This window comes from Demequina sp. NBRC 110054 (assembly GCF_002090115.1).
Taxonomy (GTDB): Bacteria; Actinomycetota; Actinomycetes; order Actinomycetales; family Demequinaceae; genus Demequina.
In genome coordinates, this window is the sequence record NZ_BBRK01000006.1 from 171,294 (window position 1) to 193,614 (window position 22,321).

The window sequence follows — 22,321 nt, forward strand, 5'->3', positions numbered from 1 at the left end:
AGGCCCGGCCGACGGGCGTGAAAGGCTAGCGGGCGGGACCGACGCGGACGACGGCCCGCTCGCGCGACGCGATATCTGCAGCGAGCGCGACCACGTCGTCGGCGGTCACCGCATGCACCTGATCGAGCATCTCCCCGATGCTCCACAGCTCACCGAACGCGAGCTCCGCCTTGCCCAGGCGGGACATGCGCGAGTACGAGTCCTCGAGCCGCAGCACCATCGAGCCGGCGATCTGTCCCTTGGCCCGGTCGAGCTCCGAGGCGGTGACCCCGTCGGCCATGCGCTCGAGCTCGACGCCCATGAGCCGCTCGACCTCCGGGGCCTTCGCGGGCGTGCAGGCGGCATAGACGCCGAACAGCCCCGTCTCGGCGCTCGGGGCGCCGAACGAGTACACCGTGTAGGTGAGGCCGCGCTTCTCGCGGATCTCCTGGAACAGGCGCGAGCTCATGCCGCCGCCGAGGATCGCGTTGTAGACGGCCAGGGTGTTGCGCCGCTCGTCGTTCGCGCGGAATCCAAGGCTTCCGAGCAGCAGGTGCGACTGCTCGAGCTCCGAGCGCACGACGTCGATCTCGGGCGTGTGGACGGACGTGACCGGCGCGAGAGGGTCGCGGCGGCTCACGGGCGGCACGGCCGCCGTGAGGTCCCAGCCGCCGTCCTCGAGAGCCTGCTGGACCTGTGCGCACACGACGTCGTGGTCCACTCCCCCGGCCGCGGTGACGATGAGGGTGCTCGGCGCGTAGTGCTGCGTGTAGTGCTCCCACACGGCTTCGCGGGAGACCGACTCGATGATCTCGGGGGTGCCGCCGATGGGACGACCGAGCGGGTGCCCTCCGAGCACGGCCTCGGCGAAGCGCTCATGGATCACGTCACCCGGGTCGTCCTCGTTCATCGCGAGCTCCTCGAGGATCACCCCGCGCTCCATGTCGAAGTCGTCGCGATCGAGCCGCGCGGAGGTGACCATGTCGAGGATCACGTCGATCGCCATCGGCAGGTCCTCGTCGATCACCCGCGCGTAGTAGCAGGTGTACTCCTTGCCCGTGAGCGCGTTCGACTCGCCGCCGACCCGGTCGAAGGCCTCGGCGATGTCGAGGGCGCTGCGGCGCCGGGTGCCCTTGAACAGCAGGTGCTCGAGGAAGTGGGTCGACCCCGCGTGCTCGTCGGTCTCATCGCGCGAGCCGACGCCGAACCACGCGCCGATGGTCGCGGAGCGCATCCCGGGGATCGTCTCGGTGAAGACCCGGACCCCGCCGGGAAGGACAGACCGGCGGATCACGGCTCCGTGATCCTGCTCGATCGTGACCGAGCTTCCGACTGTGGAGGGGGCCACCAGCGGCAGGAGGTGAGGCATGGGAGCGAGCCTAACGCCGAAGAGGCGGCCCCGGTGAACCCGGGACCGCCTCTTGCGAGCGTGATGCGGCGGATTACTCCGCGGCAGCCTCCTCCGAGGCCTCCTCGACGACGCCGAGCGACAGCTTGCCGCGCGGGTCGATCTCGGTGATCTCGACCTGGATCTTCTGGCCGACGTTCAGGACGTCCTCGACGTTCTCCACGCGCTTGCCGCCGACCAGCTTGCGGATCTGCGAGATGTGCAGCAGACCGTCCTTGCCCGGCGAGAGGGAGACGAAGGCGCCGAAGGCGACCGTCTTGACGACGGTGCCGACGAAGCGCTCGCCCACCTCAGGCATGTGCGGGTTCGCGATCGCGTTGATCGCGTCGCGCGCCGCCTCGGCCGAGGGGCCGTCGACCGCACCGATGAACACGGTGCCGTCGTCCTCGATCGAGATGTCGGCGCCGGTGTCGTCCTGGATCTGGTTGATCATCTTGCCCTTGGGGCCGATGACCTCGCCGATCTTGTCGACGGGCACGCGCACCGTGATGATGCGCGGCGCGAACGGGCTCATCTCGTCGGGCTCCGAGATGGCCTGGGCCATCACGTCCAGGATGTGGAGGCGGGCCTCCTTGGCCTGGGTGAGCGCGCCGCCGAGCACCGAGGCGGGGATGCCGTCGAGCTTGGTGTCGAGCTGGATCGCGGTGACGAACTCGGAGGTTCCGGCCACCTTGAAGTCCATGTCGCCGAACGCGTCCTCGGCGCCGAGGATGTCGGTGAGCGCCGCGTAGCGGGTCTCGCCGTCCACCGTGTCGGACACGAGGCCCATCGCGATGCCCGCGACAGGGGCGCGCAGCGGCACACCGGCGTTGAGCATGGCGAGCGTCGAGGCGCAGACCGAGCCCATCGAGGTCGAGCCGTTGGAGCCGAGCGCCTCGGAGACCTGACGGATCGCGTACGGGAAGTCCTCACGCGACGGCAGCACCGGCACGAGCGCACGCTCGGCGAGCGCGCCGTGGCCGATCTCGCGGCGCTTCGGGCTGCCCACACGACCGGTCTCGCCCGTGGAGAAGGGCGGGAAGTTGTAGTGGTGCATGTAGCGCTTGCGCGTCTCGGGGTTGTACGAGTCGATCTGCTGCTCCATCTTGAGCATGTTCAGCGTGGTGACACCCATGATCTGGGTCTCGCCGCGCTCGAAGATCGCGGAGCCGTGGACGCGCGGGATCGGGCCGACCTCGGCCGACAGCGGGCGGATGTCGCGCAGGCCGCGGCCGTCGATGCGGACGCCGTCCTTGAGGATGCGCTGGCGCACCGACTGCTTGGTGACGGAGCGGATCGCAGCCGACACCTCCTTCTCGCGGCCCTCGAAGGTCTCGGCGAAGTTCGCGAGCGTCTCCGCCTTGACCTCGTCGAGGCGAGCCTCGCGGGTCTGCTTGTCGGCGATGGTGAGCGCCTCGGCGAGCTTGTCGCCGGCGAACGCCTTGACGGCCTCGAGCACGTCGTCCTGGTAGTCCAGGAAGCGCGGGAACTCGATGGTCTCCTTGGCGGCCTTCTCGGCGAGCTCGATCTGAGCCTCGCACAGCGCCTTGAGGAACGGCTTGGCGGCCTCGAGGCCCTGGGCCACGACCTCCTCGGTCGGCGCCGCGGCGCCCTCCGAGATGAGGTTGTAGGCGTCGTCGGTGGCCTCGGCCTCGACCATCATGATCGCGACGTCGTCGCCAGCGATGCGGCCGGCCACGACCATGTCGAAGACCGCGCGCTCCTTCTGCGAGTACTTGGGGAACGCGACCCACTGGCCGTCGATCAGCGCGATGCGCACACCGGCGATCGGGCCGGTGAACGGCAGGCCGGACAGCTGCGTCGACGCCGAGGAGGCGTTGATCGCGAGCGTGTCGTACGCGTCGTCCGGGTTGATGGACAGGACCGTGATGACGACCTGGACCTCGTTGCGCAGGCCGGACACGAAGGTCGGGCGCAGCGGGCGGTCGATCAGGCGGCACGTGAGGATCGCGTCCGTCGACGGACGGCCCTCGCGGCGGAAGAACGAGCCGGGGATCTTGCCCGCGGCGTACGAGCGCTCCTCGACGTCGACGGTCAGCGGGAAGAAGTCGAAGCCGTCGCGCGGGTGCTTGCCCGCGGTGGTGGCGGACAGCAGCATCGTGTCGCCGTCCAGGTAGGCGGCGACGGAGCCGGCGGCCTGCTGAGCAAGGCGGCCGGTCTCGAAGCGCACCACGCGCTTGCCGAACGAGCCGTTGTCGATAACGGCCTCGGCGAACTGGATCTCGGGACCCTCCATGGGTCACCCTCCGTTTCGTGAAGGGCGTCCGAATGTCGGTCGTCGATCGAGGCCCACTCCCCTGCCGAGCAGGTGAGGAGGCCACTACCGAGGACCAGGCAACCGGACGCGGTTGTTGAGTTGTGGTGTGGGTGGCGGCGAACCGCCGGTCACTAGCGTGACACAGAAATCGCCCCGGGGCTTGAAGGCCCCGGGGCGGAAGTCTTAGCGGCGCAGGCCGAGACGCTCGATGAGCGAGCGGTAGCGCGCGATGTCGACCTTCTGCAGGTAGTTCAGCAGGTTGCGACGGCGACCGACGAGGAGCAGCAGGCCACGACGCGAGTGGTGGTCGTGCTTGTGCTCCTTGAGGTGCTCGGTGAGGTCCGTGATGCGGGCGCTGAGCAGCGCGATCTGCACCTCGGGCGAGCCGGTGTCGCCCTCGCTGGTGGCGTACTCGGCCATGATGGACTGCTTCTTGGCGGTGTCGAGCGGCATTGGCTCTCCTTCTCAAGGTTGCTGCGCGGCGCACCCGGGCTTGTCCACCGGGGCACTGGGAACCGCGGCCGTTTTACGGCAGAGAAGATCATACCCCAGGTACCCCCCGGACCCCAACCGCAGGGCCACGGCACGACCGCCCGGCGCGCCCCGCATCGTCCCGCGGAGCCATACGGCATCGTGCCACAGACAGTCTGAACCAATCTCAGCCGCGACACGCGAGCGTGTCGCGGGTCGACGCGGCGTGTCGCCGGGGTGTCGGGGCTCGGATTGGTGCGAACTGTCGGCGGATGGTGCGCGGCTGGCTTTCGGACGGACGATGCGGCGGTCGCCATAGGGACGATGCCGCAGTCGCCCCGCGTGGAGCCAGGACGATGCGGCGGTCACCACGGCGGCGCGCTTGGCACAGGGGCGTCGGGCCTACACGTCCCCTGTGCGATCGTTGGCCCTGAGGCTCGCGCGCTGTGAGCTCGCCTGACCGATGCGGCGCTGGAACTCCTCGTCCGACTCCCCCGGGTAGCGCTGAGGCATCGGCTGCGACTCGACGGGCCGGTTGGCTCCGAAGACCGGGTCGCCCGCGCGGGCGCCCTCGGCCCGAGGCGGCCCGCCGACGCCGGACTGCGGGATCGGCCCCGCGGGACCGATCTCGGGCGGGTTGGCTCCCTTGCCCCGCTCCCGCAGACGCCGTTCGACGTACGTCGCGAGCCGCGAGATCGCGAGGTTGATGAGGATGTAGAGCGTCGCGCCCACGACGAAGAGGGGGATCACGTAGTCGTCGCCGAAGTAGTCGCGGTTGATCTTGATCTTCCTGAGCAGCTCCGGGTACGACACGATGTATCCGAGCGCCGTGTCCTTGAGCAGCACGACGATCTGGCTCACGAGCGCGGGCAGCATGATGCGCACCGCCTGCGGGAGCTCGATCAGCAGCGTGGTCCGCATCGGGGACAGCCCGATGCTGAGGCCGGCCTCGCGCTGTCCCTTGGGAAGCGCGGTGAGCCCCGCGCGCAGGACCTCGGCGACCACCGCGGCGTTGTAGACGACGAGGCCGAACACCACGGACCACAGGGGCGACCAACCGAAGGCGAGCCGCGCGAGCAGCATGAGCATCAGCACGGGAAGGCCGCGAGCGAACTCCGTGACCACGGTGGCGGAGCCCGTCACGAGTCGGCGTGTGATGCCCCGGCGGACGATCGCGACGAAAGCGCCGAGCGTGACGGCGATCGGCGCCGCGATGGCGGCGGCCAGCAGCGTGTTGCCGAGACCCTGAGCGAGCGATGTCCAGACGTCGGCCGCGGTCTGACCCTTGGGCGGGTCCCACAGGACCTTCCACCGATCGTCGAACACGCCGCGCTGGGCGAACGCGTACACGACGTACGCGGCGATCGCCACGAAGGCGACCGAGAAGGTGACGTTGAGGATCCGGTCGAGGCGCCTCGCGCGCGGACCGGGGACGTCGTACAGGACCGAGGAGCTCATCGCGCGAAAGCCACCCTCTTCTCGATGCGCCCGGCGGTGACGCCGAGCGGGATGGTGATGACGAGGTACATCAGCGCGATGCCGAAGAAGACGAACAGCGCATCGGCCGGGTTCTCCGTCATGAGCGTGCGCTGGACGGTCACGAGCTCGGCATAGGCGAACCCGGCCCCGACCGAGGTGTTCTTCGTGAGGGCGATCAGCACGGAGATCAGCGGCGGGATCGAGGTTCGCCATGCTTGAGGAAGCACGATCTGCGTGAGGGTCTGTCCGAAGGTCAGCCCGATGCTCCGAGCGGCCTCGGCCTGACCGACGCCCACCGAGTTGATGCCCGACCGGAGCGCCTCGCACACGAACGCGCTGGTGTAGAGCGTGAGCGCCGCGAGCGACCACTGGAAGCCCAGCCCGACCAGGAGACCGAGCGACGGCGCAACGAAGACGAAGAAGAAGAACAGCAGCGTCAGCGGCGTGTTGCGGACGATCTCGACATAGGCGGTGCCGAAGCTTCGCAGCGGCCCCACCGGCGACACCCGCATCGTCGCGAGGACCGTGCCCCAGACGAGGGACAGCACCGCGGACGCGGCCGCGAGCGCGAGCGTCGCGAGGAATCCGCCCCAGATGGTGCCGAATTCGCTGATGAAGGTCTCCATGGTCTCCCCTGCCGAGGGGTGCGGTCCCTCCCTCAGGAGGGACCGCACCCGGGTCGTGTCAGCCGATCAGTAGCGGTCGACCGTCGGGACGTCGGGCTCCGGCAGCACCGTGCCCGCGGTCTCGTTCCACGCGTCGAGCCAGCGGCCGTCCTCGAAGATCTCCTCGAGCACGTCGTTGATCCAGTCGCGGAACTCGTCGTCCTCAAGCGCGAGGCCGATGCCGTAGGGCTCCTCGGTGAACGGCTCGCCGACGACCTTGAACTCGTCGTCCGAGTCCGCCACATAGCCGGCGAGGATCACGTTGTCGGTGGTGACGACGTCGACCTGGCCGTTGCGCAGCGGCTCGAGGCAGTCGGTGTACGCGTCGAACAGCGCGAGCTCCGCGTCGGGGTAGTTGTCCGCGATGTTCTGCGCGGGGGTCGAGCCGGTGACCGAGCAGACGACCTTGCCCGCGAGATCGTCGGGCGACTCGATGTCGTCCGTCTCGGTCAGGGTCATGAGCGCCTGGCCGGCGTTGTAATAAGGTCCGGCGAACGACACGAGCTCCTTGCGCTCATCGTTGATCGTGTACGTCGCGACGACGATGTCGACCGAGCCGTCCTGGATGAAGGGCTCGCGGTTCGCCGACACGGTCTCGACCCACTCGATGCCGTCCTCGGAGATCCCGAGCTCGCCCGCGATGATCTTGCCGATCTCTACGTCGAAGCCCTCGGGGTCACCCGACGGTGCGAGCAGGCCGAACAGAGGCTGGTCGAACTTCGTGCCGATCGTGATGGTGCCCGCCTCCGCGAGCGCCGCCATGGTCGACCCCTCGGGGAAGTCGCTCGCCGCGACATCCGCGGTGTCGTCGCCACCGCTCGAGCACGCCGTCAATGCGACCAGCCCGATCGCGCCTGCGGCGATCCAGGTGCTCGTCTTCGTGAGCTTCATGGTTCTCTCTCCCTGTGTGTGCGGCCCGACCGAGTGTGGGCCTCCTGCTGCGCGCACCCCCGCGCGCGCCTCGCCTGTCTCGGTCCTCAGTGCGTGAGGATCTTGGACAGGAAGTCCTTGGCCCGCTCCGACTGGGGGTTCGTGAAGAACTCCTCCGGCTCGGCCTCCTCCTGGATGCACCCGTCCGCCATGAACACGACGCGGTTGGCCGCCTTGCGGGCGAAGCCCATCTCGTGGGTCACGACGATCATCGTCATGCCCTCGTGAGCGAGCGACGTCATCACGTCGAGCACCTCGTTGATCATCTCGGGATCGAGCGCAGAGGTCGGCTCATCGAAGAGCATCACCTTGGGCTTCATCGCGAGGGACCGCGCGATGGCGACGCGCTGCTGCTGACCGCCCGAGAGCTGGGCCGGATACTTCTGCGCCTGGCTGGCCACGCCGACGCGCTCGAGCAGCTCCATCGCGGTCTTCTCCGCCTCCTTGCGGGAGACCTTCTTCACCTTGATGGGGCCGAGCGTGACGTTCTCGAGGATCGTCTTGTGTGCGAAGAGGTTGAACGACTGGAAGACCATTCCGACGTCGGCGCGCAGGCGCGCGAGGGCTCGCCCCTCCTCCGGCAGCGCCTGACCGTCGAGCGTGATCGCGCCGTCGTCGATGGTCTCGAGCCGGTTGATCGCACGGCACAGCGTCGACTTGCCTGAGCCGGAGGGGCCGATGACGACGACCACCTCGCCCTCACCGACGGTGAGCTCGATGTCCTGGAGCACGTGCAGGTCGCCGAAGTGCTTGTTGACCTTGTCGAGCACCACGAGGGGACGATGCTCCGCCGACGGCTGTGGTTGTTCCATGCACGGCACCATAAACAGACATACGTCGCGAAAGGGATCTCTATACCCAAACGGTACCGAACATTAACGTGCTGGTAACAGGCACTTCGTGCACAAATGGGACACGAGCCGTCAGGTCGCGTCAGCGCAGCGTGGAGATCCCCAGCGCCTCGCGCGACCACGAGACGTCCTCCTCGAGGCCCCGTGTGAGAGCCTCGAGCGAGCCGAAGTCCAGCATCGGCCGGCGCCAGTCCACCAGGTCGAACGCGACCGCCGCGTCGTACAGGTCGAGGTCGACGGCATCGATCACGAACGCCTCGACGCGCAGGCTCTCGCCGCCCACGGTGTAGTTGAGCCCGACGCTGATCGCGGCCGGCATGCGGACCCCCACGAGCGACTCCGACGCAGCGTTGCCGCCAGAGTCCAGGACCGTGAGCCAGCCGGCGTAGACGCCGTGGCGCGGGATCATGCCCGCGGAGACGTCGAGGTTGGCGGTCGGGAAACCGATCGTGCGCCCGCGCTTGTCACCGTGCACGATCACGCCCCGGAGACGATGCTGACAGCCGAGCACCTCGGCGGCCTCGCGGACCTTGCCGTCGTCGAGGAGCTCACGCACCCAGGTGGACGACCAGCGGCGCCCGCGCGCGTCCGTGTCCCCCGCGTCGGGCAGCACCTCGACCGCGAAGCCGAGCGCATCGCCGAGCTCCTTGAGCGTCTCGACGTCGCCCGCGTTGCCTCGACCGAACTTCGTGTCGCGGCCGACCACGACCACGGCCGCGCCGAGCCCGTCGACCAGGTAGTTGCGCACGAACTCCTCGGGGGTCTGCATCGCGAAGTCGAGCGTGTAGTCGACCAGCAGCACGCCGTCGAGCCCGGTCTCCGCGAGGCGCTCGAGGCGGTCCTCGATGCCCGTGATCAGCACGGGAGGGTGGGCGGGGTCGTGCACCGCGCGAGGATGCGGGTCGAAGGTGATCGCCACGGCGCGCAGGCCCCGTGACCGCGCGTCGGCGGCCATGCGCGACAGCACCGCGCGATGCCCGCGATGGACGCCGTCGAAGTTGCCGATCGTGACCACGGTCGGACCCAGGTCCGACGGAACCTCGTCGAGTGAGCGCCACACGTGCATGTCGGTCATTCTGCCGCAGCCCCCGCCGGCTTCATCACGACGACGGGCTTGATCTTGCCGCCGCGCCGCTCTCCGAGCGCGATCAGGTCGCCGCGCGCGTCGAGCAGCGCGAGGTGCTCGCCCTCCGACCCGGCGTCGGACTCGATCCACTGGCCGTAGCCGAGCGCACGCGCGTCGTCGTCGGAGATGGGAACTGGCGGAAGGGTCGCCGCGGCCGCAGGCCCGAGCGGCAGCAGGGGCAGCGACTCCCCCGCGTCGACCTTCGCGGTGAGCTCGTCAAGGGTCGCCGCCTCGGTCAGGGGGATCCGCCCGATGCGGGTGCGGCGCAGCGCGGTCAGGTGGCCGCCGACGCCGAGCGCGGCGCCAAGATCGCGGGCGAGCGCCCGCACATATGTCCCGGAGGACACATCGACCACGACATCGACGTCCACGACTTCGTCATGCCGGCGGGCCTCGAGCACCTCGAAGCGGCTCACCGTGACGGGACGCTCGGGGAGCTCGACGTCCTCGCCCCCGCGCACGCGCGCGTAGGACCGCTTGCCGTCGACTTTGATCGCGCTGACGGACGAGGGCCGCTGCATGATGTCGCCCGTGAGCGCGGCGACGCCCGCGGCGATCTCCTTATCCGTGACCCCGGACGCGTCGGCGGAGGACGTGACGTCGCCCTCCGCATCGTCCGTGACCGTCGACTGCCCGAGGCGGATCGTCGCCTCGTACGCCTTGTCGTGGCCCGTGATGTAGGTGAGCAGCTTGGTCGCACGCCCGATCCCGAGCACGAGTAGGCCCGTGGCCATGGGATCGAGCGTGCCGGCGTGCCCGACCTTGCGCGTGCCCGCGAGGCGCCGGGCGCGGCCGACCACGTCGTGCGACGTCCAGCCCTGCGGCTTGTCGACGAGCAGCAGGCCCGGCGTCGGCTCGACGCTCGGCCGGCGACCCATCCGGGCTACGCCTCGTCGTCCTCGTCGGCGTGGCGGTAGGGATCCGCCTCGCCGGCGTAGGTGGCGTTCTCACGGAGCCTGCGCAGCTCCTCGTCCCGCTGCTGCGCCTCGTGAAGCGCGCGGTCGAGGGACGCGGCCGACTCGGGCACCGCGTCGAGGTGGAACTCGAGGCTCGGCGTCAGCCTGATGCCGAGCTCGTGCCCCACCTTCGAACGCAGCTTGCCCTTCGCGGACTGCAGCGCGGCCGCGGTGCCCGCACGATCCTCGTCAGAGCCGAGGACCGTGTAGAACACCGAGGCCTGCTGCAGATCGCCCGTGACGCGCACGTCCGTGATCGTGACGAACCCCAGGCGGGGGTCCTTGATCTCGTTCTCCAGCGCGCGGGCGACGATCTTCTTGATCGTGCCCGCGAGCCGAAGCGCACGGGGGTTGTCGCTCATCAGTCCCTCGGAATCTCGACCATCTCGAAGGTCTCGATGATGTCGCCGACCTGGATGTCATTGAACTTGCCGAGCCCGATACCGCACTCGTAGCCGTCCTTGACCTCGGTGACGTCGTCCTTGAAGCGACGCAGGGTGTCGATCTCGGGCTCGCCGATGACGACGCCGTTGCGGACGACCTTCGCCTTCGCGTTGCGCTTGATGAGACCCTCGCGGACGATGCAGCCCGCGATGTTGCCGAACTTGGACGAGCGGAAGATCTCCTGGATCTCCGCGGCACCGACCTGCTTCTCCTCGAACTCGGGCTTGAGCATGCCCTTGAGCGAGGCCTCGACGTCCTCGAGCGCACGGTAGATGACCGAGTAGAAGCGCATGTCGACGCCCTCGCGGTCGGCCATCTCCTGGACGCGCTCGGCGGGACGCACGTTGAAGCCGATGATGATCGCGTTGTCGACCGTCGCCAGGTTCACGTCGTTCTGCGTCACCGCACCGACGCCACGGTGGATGATGCGCAGGTCGACCTCGTCGCCCACATCGATCTGGAGCAGCGCGTCCTCGAGTGCCTCGACGGCACCGGACACATCGCCCTTGATGATGAGGTTGAGGGTGTCGACCTTGCCCTCCTCGAGGGCCTTGTTGAAGTCCTCGAGGGAGATGCGCTTGCGACGCTTGGCCAGCTGGGCGGCACGCTCCGCGGCCTCGCGCTTCTCGGCGATCTGGCGGGCGGTGCGGTCGTCCTCGGCCACGATGAACGAGTCACCGGCACCGGGGACCGAGGTGAGACCGATCACCAGGACGGGACGTCCGGGCTTGGCCTCCTCGATCGGCTTGTCGTACTCGTCGAACATGGCGCGCACGCGGCCGTAGGCCGTGCCCGCGACGATCGCGTCTCCGACGCGCAGCGTTCCCGAGTTGACCAGCACGGTCGCGACGGCACCGCGGCCCTTGTCGAGGTGCGCCTCGACGGCCACACCGCGCGCGTCCTTGTTGGGGTTCGCGCGCAGGTCCAGACCGGCGTCGGCGGTGAGCAGGACGGCCTCGAGGAGGTCGTCGATGCCCATGCCCTGAAGCGCGGAGACGTTGACGAACATCGTGTCGCCGCCCCAGTCCTCGGACACCAGGTTGTACTCGGTGAGCTGCTGGCGGATCTTGTCGGGGTTGGCCCCCTCCTTGTCCACCTTGTTGATCGCGACCACGATCGGCACGTTCGCCGCCTGGGCGTGGTTGAGCGCCTCGATGGTCTGCGGCATCACGCCGTCGTCCGCCGCGACCACGAGGATCGCGATGTCGGTGACCTGCGCACCACGGGCACGCATGGCGGTGAACGCCTCGTGACCAGGGGTGTCGATGAACGTGATGGGACGCGTGACGCCGTCGTGGACGTGGCGGATCTGGTACGCACCGATGTGCTGCGTGATGCCGCCCGCCTCGCCGGAGATGACGTCCGCCTTGCGGATCGAGTCCAGCAGGCGCGTCTTTCCGTGGTCGACGTGACCCATGACGGTGACGATCGGGGCGCGGGGCTCGAGCTCCTCGTCGGTCTCCGCCTCGAGCTCGGCCTCCAGGTCGAGGCCGAAGCCCTCGAGGAGCTCCTTGTCCTCGTCCTCGGGCGAGACGATCTGGATCTTGTAGCCCAGCTCGGCGCCGAGGGTCTCGAACGTGTCCTCGTCGAGCGACTGCGTCGCGGTCGCCATCTCACCGAGGTGGAACAGCACCGTGACGAGCGACGCGGGATTGACATCGATCTTCTCGGCGAAGTCGGTCAGCGTCGCGCCGCGGCGCAGGCGCAGCGGGGTCGTGCCGTCACCGCGAGGGATCTGCACGCCACCGATCGCCGGAGCCTGCTGCTGCTCGTACTCTGCCCGCTTCGCACGCTTGCTCTTGCGCGAACGGACGGGACGGCCGCCCTGACGACCGAAGGCGCCAGCGGTGCCGCCGCCACGACCGCGGCCACCCGGAGCCGGACGACCACCGGGACCGCCGGGACCGCCGGGGCCGCCGAAGCCGCCGCGACCGCCACGGCCGGGAGCACCGCCGGTGCCGCCCGCCGGAGCGGTCGGACGCGGGCCGAAGCCCTGGCCGGGACGCGGGGCGCCGCCGGGACGGCCCTGACCACCGCCGGGACGCGGGGCGCCTCCGGCGGGACGGCCGCCGCCCTGGCCGCCGCTGCGGGGGCCCTGGAACGGGTTGTTGCCGCCCGGACGCGGGCGGGGACGCGGACCGGCGGAGCGGTCCGAGAAGGGGTTGTTGCCGCCGGGACGCGGGCGCGGCTTCGGCATGTCGGCCGGAGTCGGCGACTTGGGGCCGGGCTTGGCGCCGGCGGGCTTGGGCGCGGACGCCTCAGGCTTCGCCTCGGGGGCGGCCTCAGCGGCCGGAGCGGCCGCCTCGGCGGCGGGCTTCGGCGCGGCAGGCTTGGGGCCGGGCTTCGGACCGCCGGGCTTGGGCGCGGACGATGCGGGCTTCGCCGGGGCATCGTCGGTCGCGGCGGGCTTGGGCGCGGCGGGACGCGGTGCCGGCTTCGCGGCAGGCTTGGCCGCGGGCTTCGCGGCAGGCTTGCTGGCGGAAGAAGCGCCACCGGGGAAGGCCTCACGGGCCTTGCGCACGACGGGTGCCTCCAGGGTGGAGGACGGACCCTTGACGTACTCACCGAGCTCGTTGAGCTTGGCGATCAGATCCTTGCTCGGGACTCCGAGCTCCTTCGCGATCTCGTGAACGCGGGGCTTTGCCACAATTCTCCTGTCTCGGCTCGACCGAGACAGGGGTCGAGCCATCGCTACGGCTGGTAACTCATTTCGAGGTACTCATCGGTTGACCATGGGCTTTCATCCCGTTCTGTCAGGCCGTATGGCTGGGCGGACGCAGTCCACGCTACCGCACCACGAGGCCGCTCAAGTCGACGTCCGGGCTGCGCAGCGCGCGCCCGATCGTGCGTCGCTTGAGTGCGAGCTCGAGGCATGCGGTCCCGGGGTGGAGCCATGCTCCACGTCCAGGGAGGGTCTTGGCGGTGTCGACCACCGCGGCGCCGTCCACGACAGCGACCCTCACGAGAACCGACCGAGACCCTCGTCCCCTGCATCCGACGCACGTGCGAACCGGGCCCTCTTCGGGCGGATCCGGGTGGTCGGCGACACGAGACGAGTCTCTCGGCTGCACCAGTCTACCCGCTGTCCGGGCCGTCAGGCCCCGGCGCCTTCCGGCGCGCCCTCGGCCTCGTCCGAACGGATGTCGATCCGCCACCCGGTGAGCCTCGCGGCGAGGCGGGCGTTCTGGCCCTCCTTGCCGATGGCGAGGGACAGGTGGTAGTCCGGGACGATGACGCGGCACGCGCGGGCCTCGGGGTCCACCACGGTCACGGAGACGACGCGCGACGGCGACAGCGCGTGACCGACGAACTTCGCGGGGTCCTCGTCCCAGTCCACGATGTCGATCTTCTCGCCGTGGAGCTCGCTCATCACGGCGCGCACGCGCGCACCCATGGGGCCGATGCACGCGCCCTTGGCGTTCACGCCGGGCACGGTCGCGCGCACGGCCATCTTGGAGCGGTGGCCGGCCTCGCGGGCGAGGCTCATGATCTCGACGGTGCCGTCGGCGATCTCGGGCACCTCCATCTCGAACAGACGGCGCACGAGCCCGGGGTGGGTGCGCGACAGCATGATCGACGGCCCCTTCTGGCCGCGCGCGACCTGGAGCACATAGCCGCGCAGGCGCTCGCCGTGCACGTACTGCTCGGTCGGCACCTGCTCGTGCTGGGGCAGCAGCGCCTCGACGTCGCCAAGGTCGACGTGGACGTTCTTGGGGTCCGAGCTCTGCTGGATGATGCCGGACACGAGGTGGCCCTCGCTGCCCGCGTACTCGCCGAGCACCGCATCGTCGCCCGCCTGGCGCATGCGCTGGACGATCACCTGACGCGCCGTAGCCGTGGCGATGCGGCCGAAGTCCGCGGGCGTGTCGTCGAACTCGGGCATCGCGTCGGGGTCGGTGTCCGAGTCCTCGGGCACCGGCTCCTTCGCGAAGATCGACACGTGGCCCGTGTCGCGATCGAGGTGCGCGCGAGCGTTCCGGTAGGCGCCGGGAGTCTTGTGATACGCCGACACGAGCGCCTGCTCGATCGCGTCCACGAGGACGTTCAGGGAGATGTCGCGCTCGCGCTCCAGCGAGCGCAGCGCCGTCATGTCGATGTCCATCAGTTCTCCGTCTCGTCGTCGATGCGCTTGAGCTCGACCTCGATCGTGCCTCGCGCGATGTTCGCAAGCGGAACGGTGACCTCGCCCAGCGCGTCGCTCTCGAGCAGCACCGCGTCGTCCGTGACGTCCACGATCCGGCCGCGCGCCTGATCCCCGCTCGCGAGGTCGATCACGACCAGGCGGGTGCGGGCACGCAGGAAGTGGCGCCGCTCCGTGAGGGCCCGCGAGGTGCCCGGGGTGGAGACCTCGAGCATGTACTCGCCCTTGATGGGGTCGGCCTCGTCGAGCGCCTTGCCGATGCCCCGCGAAGCCTGGGCGATCGCGTCCAGATCGGCCGAGCCGATCTCCGTCTCCGGCAGGTCGACCGTGACGACCACGCGGGAGCGCTTGCCCGCCTGGTGCACCTCGACGCCGTCGACGACAAGACCCGCGGCGTGCGCGGCGGGGCCCGCCAGGTCGGCGATCCGCTCCGTGATGTCCATGCCCAGCCTCCCCGCGCGCCAAAGACGCGCTCCGTTCCTGAAGTTCGCTCGCGAGACATTCTAAGCGCACCCTGGACACGTGTCATGATGACCGCCATGAGCTCTCCGCGCCGCGCCCACGCCCTTGTCGCAGTGGCGGCGACGCTGCTGAGCGTGTCGCTCGCGGGCTGTGTGAGGATCGAGACTCCCGAGCCGCCCGTCCGCACCGCTTCGCCGGGCACGGTCGAGAGGGATGAGCTCGCGGCCTCGCTCGACGATGTCTCCACCGCGCTCGCCGCGGGCACCGACGGCGGGCGCCTCGCGCGCGTCGAGGTCCGCAGCCTTCCCTCGCTCGTCGCTGGCGTGGGGCAGCGCTACGTCACCTATCCCGGCGTGACGCCGTCGCCGTCCTCGTCGGCCTCGGTGGCAGCCGAGGCGGCGAGCCTCGAGGACACCGTCCGATCCGCGCTCGACACCGCGGTCGAGATCGCGACGTCCACGGAGGACGAGGATCTCCGCACGTGGGCGACGAGCGCGTCGCTGGTCCATGGCCTCGCCCTGTGGCTCGGGGAGGTCCAGGCGGGTACCGCCGAGACCGGTGTGGCAGAGCGGGTGCTCCCCTCCTCGGGAGCGTCCGACTCCCTCGCCGTGCCCCAGTCGAGCGCTCTCGACCAGGACGCGCTCGCCGACCTGGCGCTGCGGCACGACCAGGCGCGCTACCTCTACGAGCTCGTCGCGACCCGCCAGTCGGGTGAGGCGCGCGCGGCCTCGCTCGCCCGTGCCGCGCTGCACGCGGCGCGGTCCGACGCCCTCCAGGCACTGTCGGGCGCCGAGGACGACCGCACCGAGGTGTACTCGACGCTCGCCTCCTCGATCGCGGACGACGACAGTCGCGCCGCGACGCTGAGGTCCGCGGAGAGCGCGCTGGCGTCCGCCTACGCGGGCTACGCGACGTCCACCGAGGGCGACGACATCGTGTGGCTCCTGGATGCCGCCTTCGACGCCTATGCCTCCGAGTCGCTTCTCGACGGCTGGCGGCTCGCCGATCTGCCCGTGCTCCCCGGCCTCGCGGAGCAGTAGGCGTCGTCTCAGGCCGGCACCGGCGGCTGCACCGATGACCACGGGGCCCTCGGCCCCGCATGGTCGAGGTCGCGCCGGATCGCGACCGCGGCCGCGGGATCGTCCACGATCACGGCGTCGACGCCCGCGAGCAGCATCGCGCTCAGGTGCGCAGGCTCGTTGACGGTCCACGGACGGATCGCGATGCCGGCCGCGCGGAAGGACTCCACCGTGCCCGGCCGCTGCAGCGTCGCGATCTGCGGATGCAGCGCCGAGACGCCGAGCATGCGGGCATAGTCCCACGGTCGCGCGAGCCCCACCTCGTACAGCGGCGCGAGAGGGAGCGCGTCGTCGTGGTCGCGCATCTCGAGCAGGCCGACGTGGTCGAAGGACGACACGATCACGCGGTCCCGCATCCCGGCGGCGCGGACCGTCTCGGCGACACCCTCCGCGATCCCCCGGTACGGAGCCGCGCGCCCCACCTTGATCTCGATGTTCACCGCGAGCCCGGTGGGCTCGAGGAGGTCGAGGACCTCCCACAGGTGCGGGACGCGATGCGCACCCGAGATCCCGTCGCCCACGTCGGCGAGATCCACCTCGGCGCGGGTGAGCGCGGCGAGCGGGACCAGCGAGCCGTCAGGCAGCCGAAGGTCGGGATCGTGGCGGACGACGAGCCTGTCGTCCGCGGTCAGGTGCACGTCGAGCTCGACGCCGTCGGCACCCGCAGCGGCGGCCTCCGCGAAGGCCGCGAGCGTGTTCTCCGGGGCTGCGAGACGGGCACCCCGGTGCGCCCAGATCTGCGTCACGTCGGCAGACTAGCCGCACCACGTGACGGGACCGTGACACACGGGTAGCGATCCCATGAACTCGGCTCAGGCCTGAGCAAGCGCCTCCCGCACGCGCGAGGCGACCGCGGCCACCGCATCGTCCACGGCCACCTGCTCGGACTCCCCCGTCGCGCGGGTCTTGAGCTCGACGACGCCCTCGGCAAGACCGCGGCCCGCGACCAGGATGTACGGGGCGCCCAGGAGCTCGGCGTCCTTGAACTTCACACCGGGCGAGACCTTGGGGCGGTCGTCGTAGAGCACCTCGATGCCCTGGCTCTCGAGGCCGTCCGCAAGCGACTGCGCGGCCTCGAAGACCGCATCGTCCTTGCCCGTGGCGACCACGTGCACGTGATACGGCGCGACCTGGATCGGCCACGAGAGGCCGAGCTCGTCGTGGTTGTTCTCGGCGAGCAGCGCGACGGCGCGCGTGACGCCGATGCCGTACGAGCCCATGGTGACGACCTGCTGCTTGCCGTTGACGTCGAGCACCTTGAGCTCGAGCGCCTCGGCGTACTTGCGGCCGAGCTGGAAGATGTGGCCGATCTCGACGCCGCGCGCGAGCTCGAGCGGACCCGAGCCATCGGGAGCCTCGTCGCCCGCACGCACCTCGGCGGCCTCGATCGTGCCGTCGCCCACGAAATCACGGCCCATCACCAGGTCGAAGACGTGGCGGCCGTGCTCGTTCGCGCCAGTGATCCAGCGAGTGCCGGGGACGATGCGGGGGTCGAGCAGGTAAGGGATCGTCGCGTCGTCCTCGGAGAGGTACGCGACGTCGGCGGGGCGGGCCTGCGGACCGAGCACGCCGGGGCCGATGTAGCCCTTGACCAGCTCCGGGTGCGTCTTGAGGTCGTCCTCGTTCGCGGGCTCGACCGTCGCGGGCGACAGCGCCGCCTCGAGGCGCGTCATGTCGACCTCGCGGTCACCGGGCACGCCGACGACGAGCAGGCCGCGCTCCCCCTCCGGGTTCGTCGCCGCGATCACGACGTTCTTGAGGGTGTCCGCCGCGGTCCACGGACGGTCGTCGCGGGGGTGGTTCGCGTTGGCAGAGTCGACGAGCGTGTCGATCGTCGGGGTGTCGGGGGTGTCCTCGACGTGCGCGGCGGGCGCGTCGGCCCAGTCGATCGCCGCGGGGACGATGGTCGTGACGGCCTCGACGTTGGCCGCGTAGCCGCCGGGCGAGCGCACGAACGTGTCCTCGCCGACCTCCGTCGGAGAGAGGAACTCCTCGGACTTCGAGCCGCCCATCGCGCCGGACTGCGCCTGCACGATGACGTACTCGATGCCGAGCCGCTCGAAGATGCGGATGTAGGCCGCGCGCTGCGTCGCGTACGACGCGTCGAGACCCTCGTCCGTGAGGTCGAAGCTGTACGAGTCCTTCATGATGAACTCGCGGCCGCGCAGCAGGCCCGCACGGGGACGCGCCTCGTCGCGGTACTTGGTCTGGATCTGGTAGATCGTGAGCGGCAGGTCCTTGTACGACGAGTACATGTCCTTGACCAGGAGCGTGAACATCTCCTCGTGCGTGGGCGCGAGCAGGTAGTCGCCGCCCTTGCGGTCCTGCAGACGGAACAGGTTGGGGCCGTACTCGGTCCAGCGGTTCGTGGCCTCGTAGGGCTCGCGCGGCAGCAGCGCCGGGAAGTGCACCTCCTGGCCGCCCGCGGCGTCCATCTCCTCGCGCACGATCCCCTCGACCTTGGCGAGGACCTTGAGGCCCAGCGGCAGCCAGGTGTAGATGCCGGGCGCGGCGCGGCGGATGTAGCCGGCACGGACCAGGAGCTTGTGGGAGGCGACCTCGGCGTCGGCCGGGTCCTCGCGCAGCGTGCGCAGGAAGAGAGTGGACATGCGAAGCATGGGGCCAAGCCTAGCCGGGCGCACCGTCCGCGCGGACATCCTCGAGGGACGCCCGCGCGGCCGGGGTCAGGCGCTGTAGACGAAGCGGTACATGAAGCCCGCCATCTGCCTGCGGGAGACCTTCGTGCCCGGCCGGAAGGTGCCGTCGGAGTAGCCCTTCGCGATGCCGGTCGAGTCCAGCCACGCGATCGCCTTGTACGCCGAGTCCGACTTCTTCACATCCGAGTACGGGCTCTTCGACGGCACGTCGAAGTCCGGCTTGCCGGCGAGCTTGTACAGGAAGCTCGCCATCTGCCTGCGGGAGACCTTCGTCAGGGGCTGGAAGCTGCCGTCGGAGTAGCCCTTGGCGATGCCCGCCGAGTCGAGCCACGCGATCGCCCTGTACGCCGAATCCGACCTCTTCACATCCGAGTACGGGCTCGTCGACGGCACGTCGAAGTCCGGCTCACCCGCGAGCCTGTAGAGGAAGCTCGCCATCTGCTGTCGCGAGACCTTGACCCCGGGCCTGAACGAGCCGTCCGCGTAGCCCTTCGCGATCTCATTCGCGCCGAGCCACGAGATCGCTGTGAAGCCCGAGTCCGTGGGGTCCACGTCGGTGTAGTACGCGAGATCCAGCGAGTAGCCGTCGTTCGCGAGCGGCGTGGTGAGGTACCACGACTCGGACTTGACATCAGCGTTCCCGAACCAGAATGAATCGCCCTCGTACGCGGACCACTCAGCTCTGGTGAAGAGCTCGCGCGGCGCGACCTGGAACGTGTAGTCGGTGCCAGGATCGAGCGCGGTCAGGTACATCGTGGAGCCAGGTGCCGCGCAGTCGACGCTCGTAGGAACCGAGTGGATATACGTGGTCACCTCGTATGCCGCCAGGCAGACGACCTCGGAGCTCCACGAGGTCTTGCCCGCGAGGTCAACGGCGAGCCAGACGTCCCAACCACCCGAGACCTTCGCCCCCTTGAGCTGCGCTTCCGTGCTATCGGCGATGATGAAGCGCCCAGGTGCCCGGTTCCTGGAGCTCTGAGACTGCGTGCGGACCCAGTCCACGTCGGCCAGATCGGCGTCGCCGACCATGACCTTGTACTGGCCCTCTCGCACGTCCTCGAACACGTACTCGCCGTCGACCACGTCGACCGTCTCCACCCAGTCGCCGGACCACGTGTAGAGGTCGGCCCACATGCCTTCCTCATCGCTGGCGACCTCGCCCGAGATCGTCGCCGTCACCTCGAGCGGGAAGGTCTCGTAGAGCGTCTCGTCGGTCCAGGTCATGGAGTCCCAGCCACCCGATGGGTCGTAGTAGCCCTCGACGGTGTCGGCGAAGCCCTCGAAGTAGAGCCAGTAGGTCCCGGCGCCGTCGCCGGCGAGGAAGAACTCGCCGTCCGGACCCACGCACGTCTCCCCAGCCTTGGTGCCGTCGTCGCGGTACGCGGTGACGCAGCCGTCGGTGAACGTCTCGCCTCGCGCCGTGGCGACGCCCACGACACCGATCCCGTCGGAGAGCTCGTAGTCGTAGGACTGGCTCTCACCTGTCGTGACTGCGAAGGAGACCGCGTCGCCGAGGACCATGCCGCCGACGTACTGGTCGGGAAGCCCGGTGAAGCCCTCGAGGCGGACCAGGTAGTCGCCCCCGTAGATGCGGACCGTGTAGACGCCCGACTCGCCGACGCAGTCGCGGTCGGCCTCGGACTCATCCGCACGGTACGCGACAGCACACCCGCCCGAGGCGGCGACACCCTCGGCATCGGTGAGGTCCAGCACGACCGCACCACGCTCCTCAAGAGTCGTGTCGATCGTCTCCACGTCGTCAGTGTCCAGGTAGACGACCTCGGCCTCGTCGGCGATGCTCGAGTCGCCCTCCGAGTACCACTGCCATGCCTCTGCTCCCACGGCACGATAGCGAAGGGTCACGCTCCCCTTGGGCAGGGAAAGGGAGTAGTCGTATGTCCCTTCCTCCGTGCACGCAGTCCCGACGACCGCGCCGTCCTTGTATGCGTCAACGCATGCGCCTGTTGCGCCGGCAACCGCCGAGTAGTCGATCGTGCCTGAGAGTTGGCCGTAGACCCCGACGTCGTATGTCTTCTCGACGGTCCTGCCGCCCACAAGCTCCGCTCCTGAGACCCAGTTCGACACGTCGTTCGCGCCATCAACGCCGGCCACTTGCCAGCGCACGCTGTGATTGTCGCCGAACTCGAAGACGAACACACCCTCATCCCCCGCGCACGAGGAGAGCGCCCCCTGAGAGGTCGACACATCTCTCACATAGACGCAGCCGTCCGAGATCGGCTCGCCCCCGCTGGTGACAGTGAGCCGGAGGGTGCCTCCGTACAAGAGGTCCACGCTCTCGTCCGCGTCCTCGCCGACGGTGATCTCGGTTGCGCCGACTGAGCTCGTCGAGCCGAGGTAGCTGCCGCATCTGGTGCCGTCATAGGAGACGCACAGGTTGTAGGTGCCCGCTCCTAGTCCGTCGAGCTCGAAGACGGAACCCACCTCGCCGCAGTAGGTGCTCGCGAAGAAGGAGGAGGTGTGGCCCCCGAAGTCCTCCACGGCATGCACACATGCCTCATCGATGTCCCACGATTCCGGAATCTCGAGCACACCGCTGATGGACGATTCCGGAGCCAGCTGGACGTCGAACGACGTGATCAGCTCATCCAGGCTCGCGAGTGAGGCGTACTGCCACTGGTAGCCGTCCCCCGCGCTGGTGGGGACGAACCTCAGCGACCGAGACTTGTACTCGGCCACGAGGACATAGCGCCCTGCCTCATCACTCGTGGCGGTAGTCCCAGTACTCGCGTACTTCGAGCCATACTGCTCCACCGTCACTCCGGCAGCCGGCTCGCCCGTCGAGTCCAGGACAACTCCTGAGATCGATGCCGCAGGAAGCATCGCGTACTCGACCGACACCTCCGCGGCGTCGACCACGACGTCGGCAGCGTCCTCAAAGGAGTCCGCCCGGTCGTACCACTGGTCTGGCAGGTCATCGAAGCCGGTGAAGGCGATCCGATAGGTGCCCGGCGTCACGTCGACGAGCTCGTAGGCGCCGTCGACCCCCTCGCACTGCGTCGCCGCCACGGTGTCCGCGTCGGAGTACAGCGTCACGCAGCCTCCGGTCGCGGCGGCCCCGTCACCCGCCTCGGTCCAAGCCACAAGATCGACCGAGACGGTCGCCGTCTCGAGCGCGGTCGCGGCGGACGGCAGTCCGACCACCGCCATCGACATCGTCACCACTGTCGCTGCCACGCGGTCGCGCCATCGCATCGCCGTGCGTCCCCCTCAGATTCGCCGAAGGCCCCGCCCCGGTGGCCTCGCGCAGACGCTATCGCTTTCGCGAAGAATCAACAAGTGACCTTCCGCGCTTGTTGCAGGAACGATAGAGAGGCCCTGAGGCCGCGCCAGCGCGCGACCTCAGGGCCTCGAAGTCTGGATGGGGGAGCTCCTTGCGAGCAGAGTCCCAAAGACGA

At 69.5% G+C, this 22,321-nt stretch carries 18 protein-coding genes; 1 reads left to right on the forward strand and 17 read right to left on the reverse strand.

The genetic code is table 11. The annotated features are described in order from the left end of the window. Positions 1–25: 25 nt before the first annotated feature. The 14 genes from B7K23_RS13460 to rimP all read right to left on the reverse strand — a co-directional run bounded on the left by B7K23_RS13460 (position 26) and on the right by rimP (position 15,150). Positions 26–1,348: a pitrilysin family protein gene (locus B7K23_RS13460; RefSeq protein WP_084127157.1), complete on the reverse strand. Its 1,323-nt coding sequence runs from the start codon at positions 1,346–1,348 to the stop codon at positions 26–28. Between the two features lie 73 nt (positions 1,349–1,421). Then, positions 1,422–3,623 carry a polyribonucleotide nucleotidyltransferase gene (locus B7K23_RS13465; protein WP_084127159.1) on the reverse strand — a complete coding sequence of 734 codons (2,202 nt, stop codon included), beginning with the start codon at positions 3,621–3,623 and terminating at the stop codon, positions 1,422–1,424. Positions 3,624–3,827: 204 nt separating this feature from the next. Further along, entirely contained in the window at positions 3,828–4,097 is a 270-nt protein-coding gene (gene rpsO / locus B7K23_RS13470; protein WP_062203037.1) for a 30S ribosomal protein S15, read from the reverse strand. A gap of 420 nt (positions 4,098–4,517) precedes the next feature. Continuing rightward, the gene (locus B7K23_RS13475) at positions 4,518–5,573 is read right to left on the reverse strand and encodes an amino acid ABC transporter permease (protein WP_084127161.1); all 1,056 of its coding nucleotides are present in this window, start codon (positions 5,571–5,573) and stop codon (positions 4,518–4,520) included. Then, positions 5,570–6,220 (reverse strand): amino acid ABC transporter permease, encoded by a 651-nt coding sequence (locus B7K23_RS13480; RefSeq protein WP_084127162.1) that lies wholly within the window; start codon positions 6,218–6,220, stop codon positions 5,570–5,572. The genes B7K23_RS13475 and B7K23_RS13480 overlap by 4 nt, the downstream gene beginning before the upstream one ends. 66 nt (positions 6,221–6,286) lie before the next feature. Next, positions 6,287–7,150 carry a glutamate ABC transporter substrate-binding protein gene (locus B7K23_RS13485; protein WP_084127164.1) on the reverse strand — a complete coding sequence of 288 codons (864 nt, stop codon included), beginning with the start codon at positions 7,148–7,150 and terminating at the stop codon, positions 6,287–6,289. 86 nt (positions 7,151–7,236) lie between these two features. Then, positions 7,237–8,001, reverse strand: coding sequence for an amino acid ABC transporter ATP-binding protein (locus tag B7K23_RS13490; RefSeq protein WP_084127166.1), 765 nt, complete (start codon positions 7,999–8,001; stop codon positions 7,237–7,239). A 121-nt stretch (positions 8,002–8,122) separates the two neighbouring features. Further along, positions 8,123–9,115 (reverse strand): bifunctional riboflavin kinase/FAD synthetase, encoded by a 993-nt coding sequence (locus B7K23_RS13495; protein WP_307176157.1) that lies wholly within the window; start codon positions 9,113–9,115, stop codon positions 8,123–8,125. After that, complete coding sequence (gene truB, locus B7K23_RS13500; protein ID WP_084127168.1) at positions 9,112–10,044, reverse strand: tRNA pseudouridine(55) synthase TruB; 933 nt, start codon at positions 10,042–10,044, stop codon at positions 9,112–9,114. Before truB ends, B7K23_RS13495 begins: the two co-directional genes overlap by 4 nt. Positions 10,045–10,049: 5 nt before the next feature. Then, the gene (gene rbfA, locus B7K23_RS13505; protein ID WP_084127170.1) at positions 10,050–10,484 is read right to left on the reverse strand and encodes a 30S ribosome-binding factor RbfA; all 435 of its coding nucleotides are present in this window, start codon (positions 10,482–10,484) and stop codon (positions 10,050–10,052) included. Continuing rightward, the gene (gene infB, locus B7K23_RS13510) at positions 10,484–13,213 is read right to left on the reverse strand and encodes a translation initiation factor IF-2 (RefSeq protein ID WP_084127172.1); all 2,730 of its coding nucleotides are present in this window, start codon (positions 13,211–13,213) and stop codon (positions 10,484–10,486) included. The genes rbfA and infB overlap by 1 nt, the downstream gene beginning before the upstream one ends. A gap of 139 nt (positions 13,214–13,352) precedes the next feature. Next, positions 13,353–13,721: a YlxR family protein gene (locus B7K23_RS16050; RefSeq protein ID WP_307176160.1), complete on the reverse strand. Its 369-nt coding sequence runs from the start codon at positions 13,719–13,721 to the stop codon at positions 13,353–13,355. Continuing rightward, complete coding sequence (nusA, locus tag B7K23_RS13520) at positions 13,661–14,668, reverse strand: transcription termination factor NusA (RefSeq protein ID WP_084127174.1); 1,008 nt, start codon at positions 14,666–14,668, stop codon at positions 13,661–13,663. The genes B7K23_RS16050 and nusA overlap by 61 nt, the downstream gene beginning before the upstream one ends. Next, positions 14,668–15,150, reverse strand: coding sequence for a ribosome maturation factor RimP (gene rimP / locus B7K23_RS13525; RefSeq protein ID WP_084127176.1), 483 nt, complete (start codon positions 15,148–15,150; stop codon positions 14,668–14,670). The genes nusA and rimP overlap by 1 nt, the downstream gene beginning before the upstream one ends. Before the next feature lie 96 nt (positions 15,151–15,246). On the opposite strand from rimP, the gene B7K23_RS13530 reads away from it, so the two are divergent. Then, positions 15,247–16,209 carry a hypothetical protein gene (locus B7K23_RS13530; protein WP_143338298.1) on the forward strand — a complete coding sequence of 321 codons (963 nt, stop codon included), beginning with the start codon at positions 15,247–15,249 and terminating at the stop codon, positions 16,207–16,209. An 8-nt stretch (positions 16,210–16,217) separates the two neighbouring features. On the opposite strand, the gene B7K23_RS13535 is transcribed toward B7K23_RS13530, so the two are convergent. The 3 genes from B7K23_RS13535 to B7K23_RS13545 form a co-directional block, all read right to left on the reverse strand. Further along, the gene (locus B7K23_RS13535; RefSeq protein WP_084127180.1) at positions 16,218–16,994 is read right to left on the reverse strand and encodes a glycerophosphodiester phosphodiesterase family protein; all 777 of its coding nucleotides are present in this window, start codon (positions 16,992–16,994) and stop codon (positions 16,218–16,220) included. A 66-nt stretch (positions 16,995–17,060) separates the two neighbouring features. Next, a complete protein-coding gene (locus B7K23_RS13540) occupies positions 17,061–18,866 on the reverse strand; it encodes a proline--tRNA ligase (RefSeq protein ID WP_234996548.1) in 1,806 nt (601 codons plus the stop codon). Positions 18,867–18,932: 66 nt separating this feature from the next. Further along, a complete protein-coding gene (locus B7K23_RS13545; protein WP_143338299.1) occupies positions 18,933–22,100 on the reverse strand; it encodes an S-layer homology domain-containing protein in 3,168 nt (1,055 codons plus the stop codon). Between the last annotated feature and the right edge of the window lie 221 nt (positions 22,101–22,321).

Bases quoted from the DNA above. Each gene is read 5' to 3' on its own strand.
- B7K23_RS13460 (WP_084127157.1), bottom strand. From the start codon at position 1,348: ATGCCTCACCTCCTGCCGCTGGTGGCCCCCTCCACAGTCGGAAGCTCG.
- B7K23_RS13465 (WP_084127159.1), bottom strand. From the start codon at position 3,623: ATGGAGGGTCCCGAGATCCAGTTCGCCGAGGCCGTTATCGACAACGGC.
- rpsO (WP_062203037.1), bottom strand. From the start codon at position 4,097: ATGCCGCTCGACACCGCCAAGAAGCAGTCCATCATGGCCGAGTACGCC.
- B7K23_RS13475 (WP_084127161.1), bottom strand. From the start codon at position 5,573: ATGAGCTCCTCGGTCCTGTACGACGTCCCCGGTCCGCGCGCGAGGCGC.
- B7K23_RS13480 (WP_084127162.1), bottom strand. From the start codon at position 6,220: ATGGAGACCTTCATCAGCGAATTCGGCACCATCTGGGGCGGATTCCTC.
- B7K23_RS13485 (WP_084127164.1), bottom strand. From the start codon at position 7,150: ATGAAGCTCACGAAGACGAGCACCTGGATCGCCGCAGGCGCGATCGGG.
- B7K23_RS13490 (WP_084127166.1), bottom strand. From the start codon at position 8,001: ATGGAACAACCACAGCCGTCGGCGGAGCATCGTCCCCTCGTGGTGCTC.
- B7K23_RS13495 (WP_307176157.1), bottom strand. From the start codon at position 9,115: ATGACCGACATGCACGTGTGGCGCTCACTCGACGAGGTTCCGTCGGAC.
- truB (WP_084127168.1), bottom strand. From the start codon at position 10,044: ATGGGTCGCCGGCCGAGCGTCGAGCCGACGCCGGGCCTGCTGCTCGTC.
- rbfA (WP_084127170.1), bottom strand. From the start codon at position 10,484: ATGAGCGACAACCCCCGTGCGCTTCGGCTCGCGGGCACGATCAAGAAG.
- nusA (WP_084127174.1), bottom strand. From the start codon at position 14,668: ATGGACATCGACATGACGGCGCTGCGCTCGCTGGAGCGCGAGCGCGAC.
- rimP (WP_084127176.1), bottom strand. From the start codon at position 15,150: ATGGACATCACGGAGCGGATCGCCGACCTGGCGGGCCCCGCCGCGCAC.
- B7K23_RS13530 (WP_143338298.1), top strand. From the start codon at position 15,247: ATGAGCTCTCCGCGCCGCGCCCACGCCCTTGTCGCAGTGGCGGCGACG.
- B7K23_RS13540 (WP_234996548.1), bottom strand. From the start codon at position 18,866: ATGCTTCGCATGTCCACTCTCTTCCTGCGCACGCTGCGCGAGGACCCG.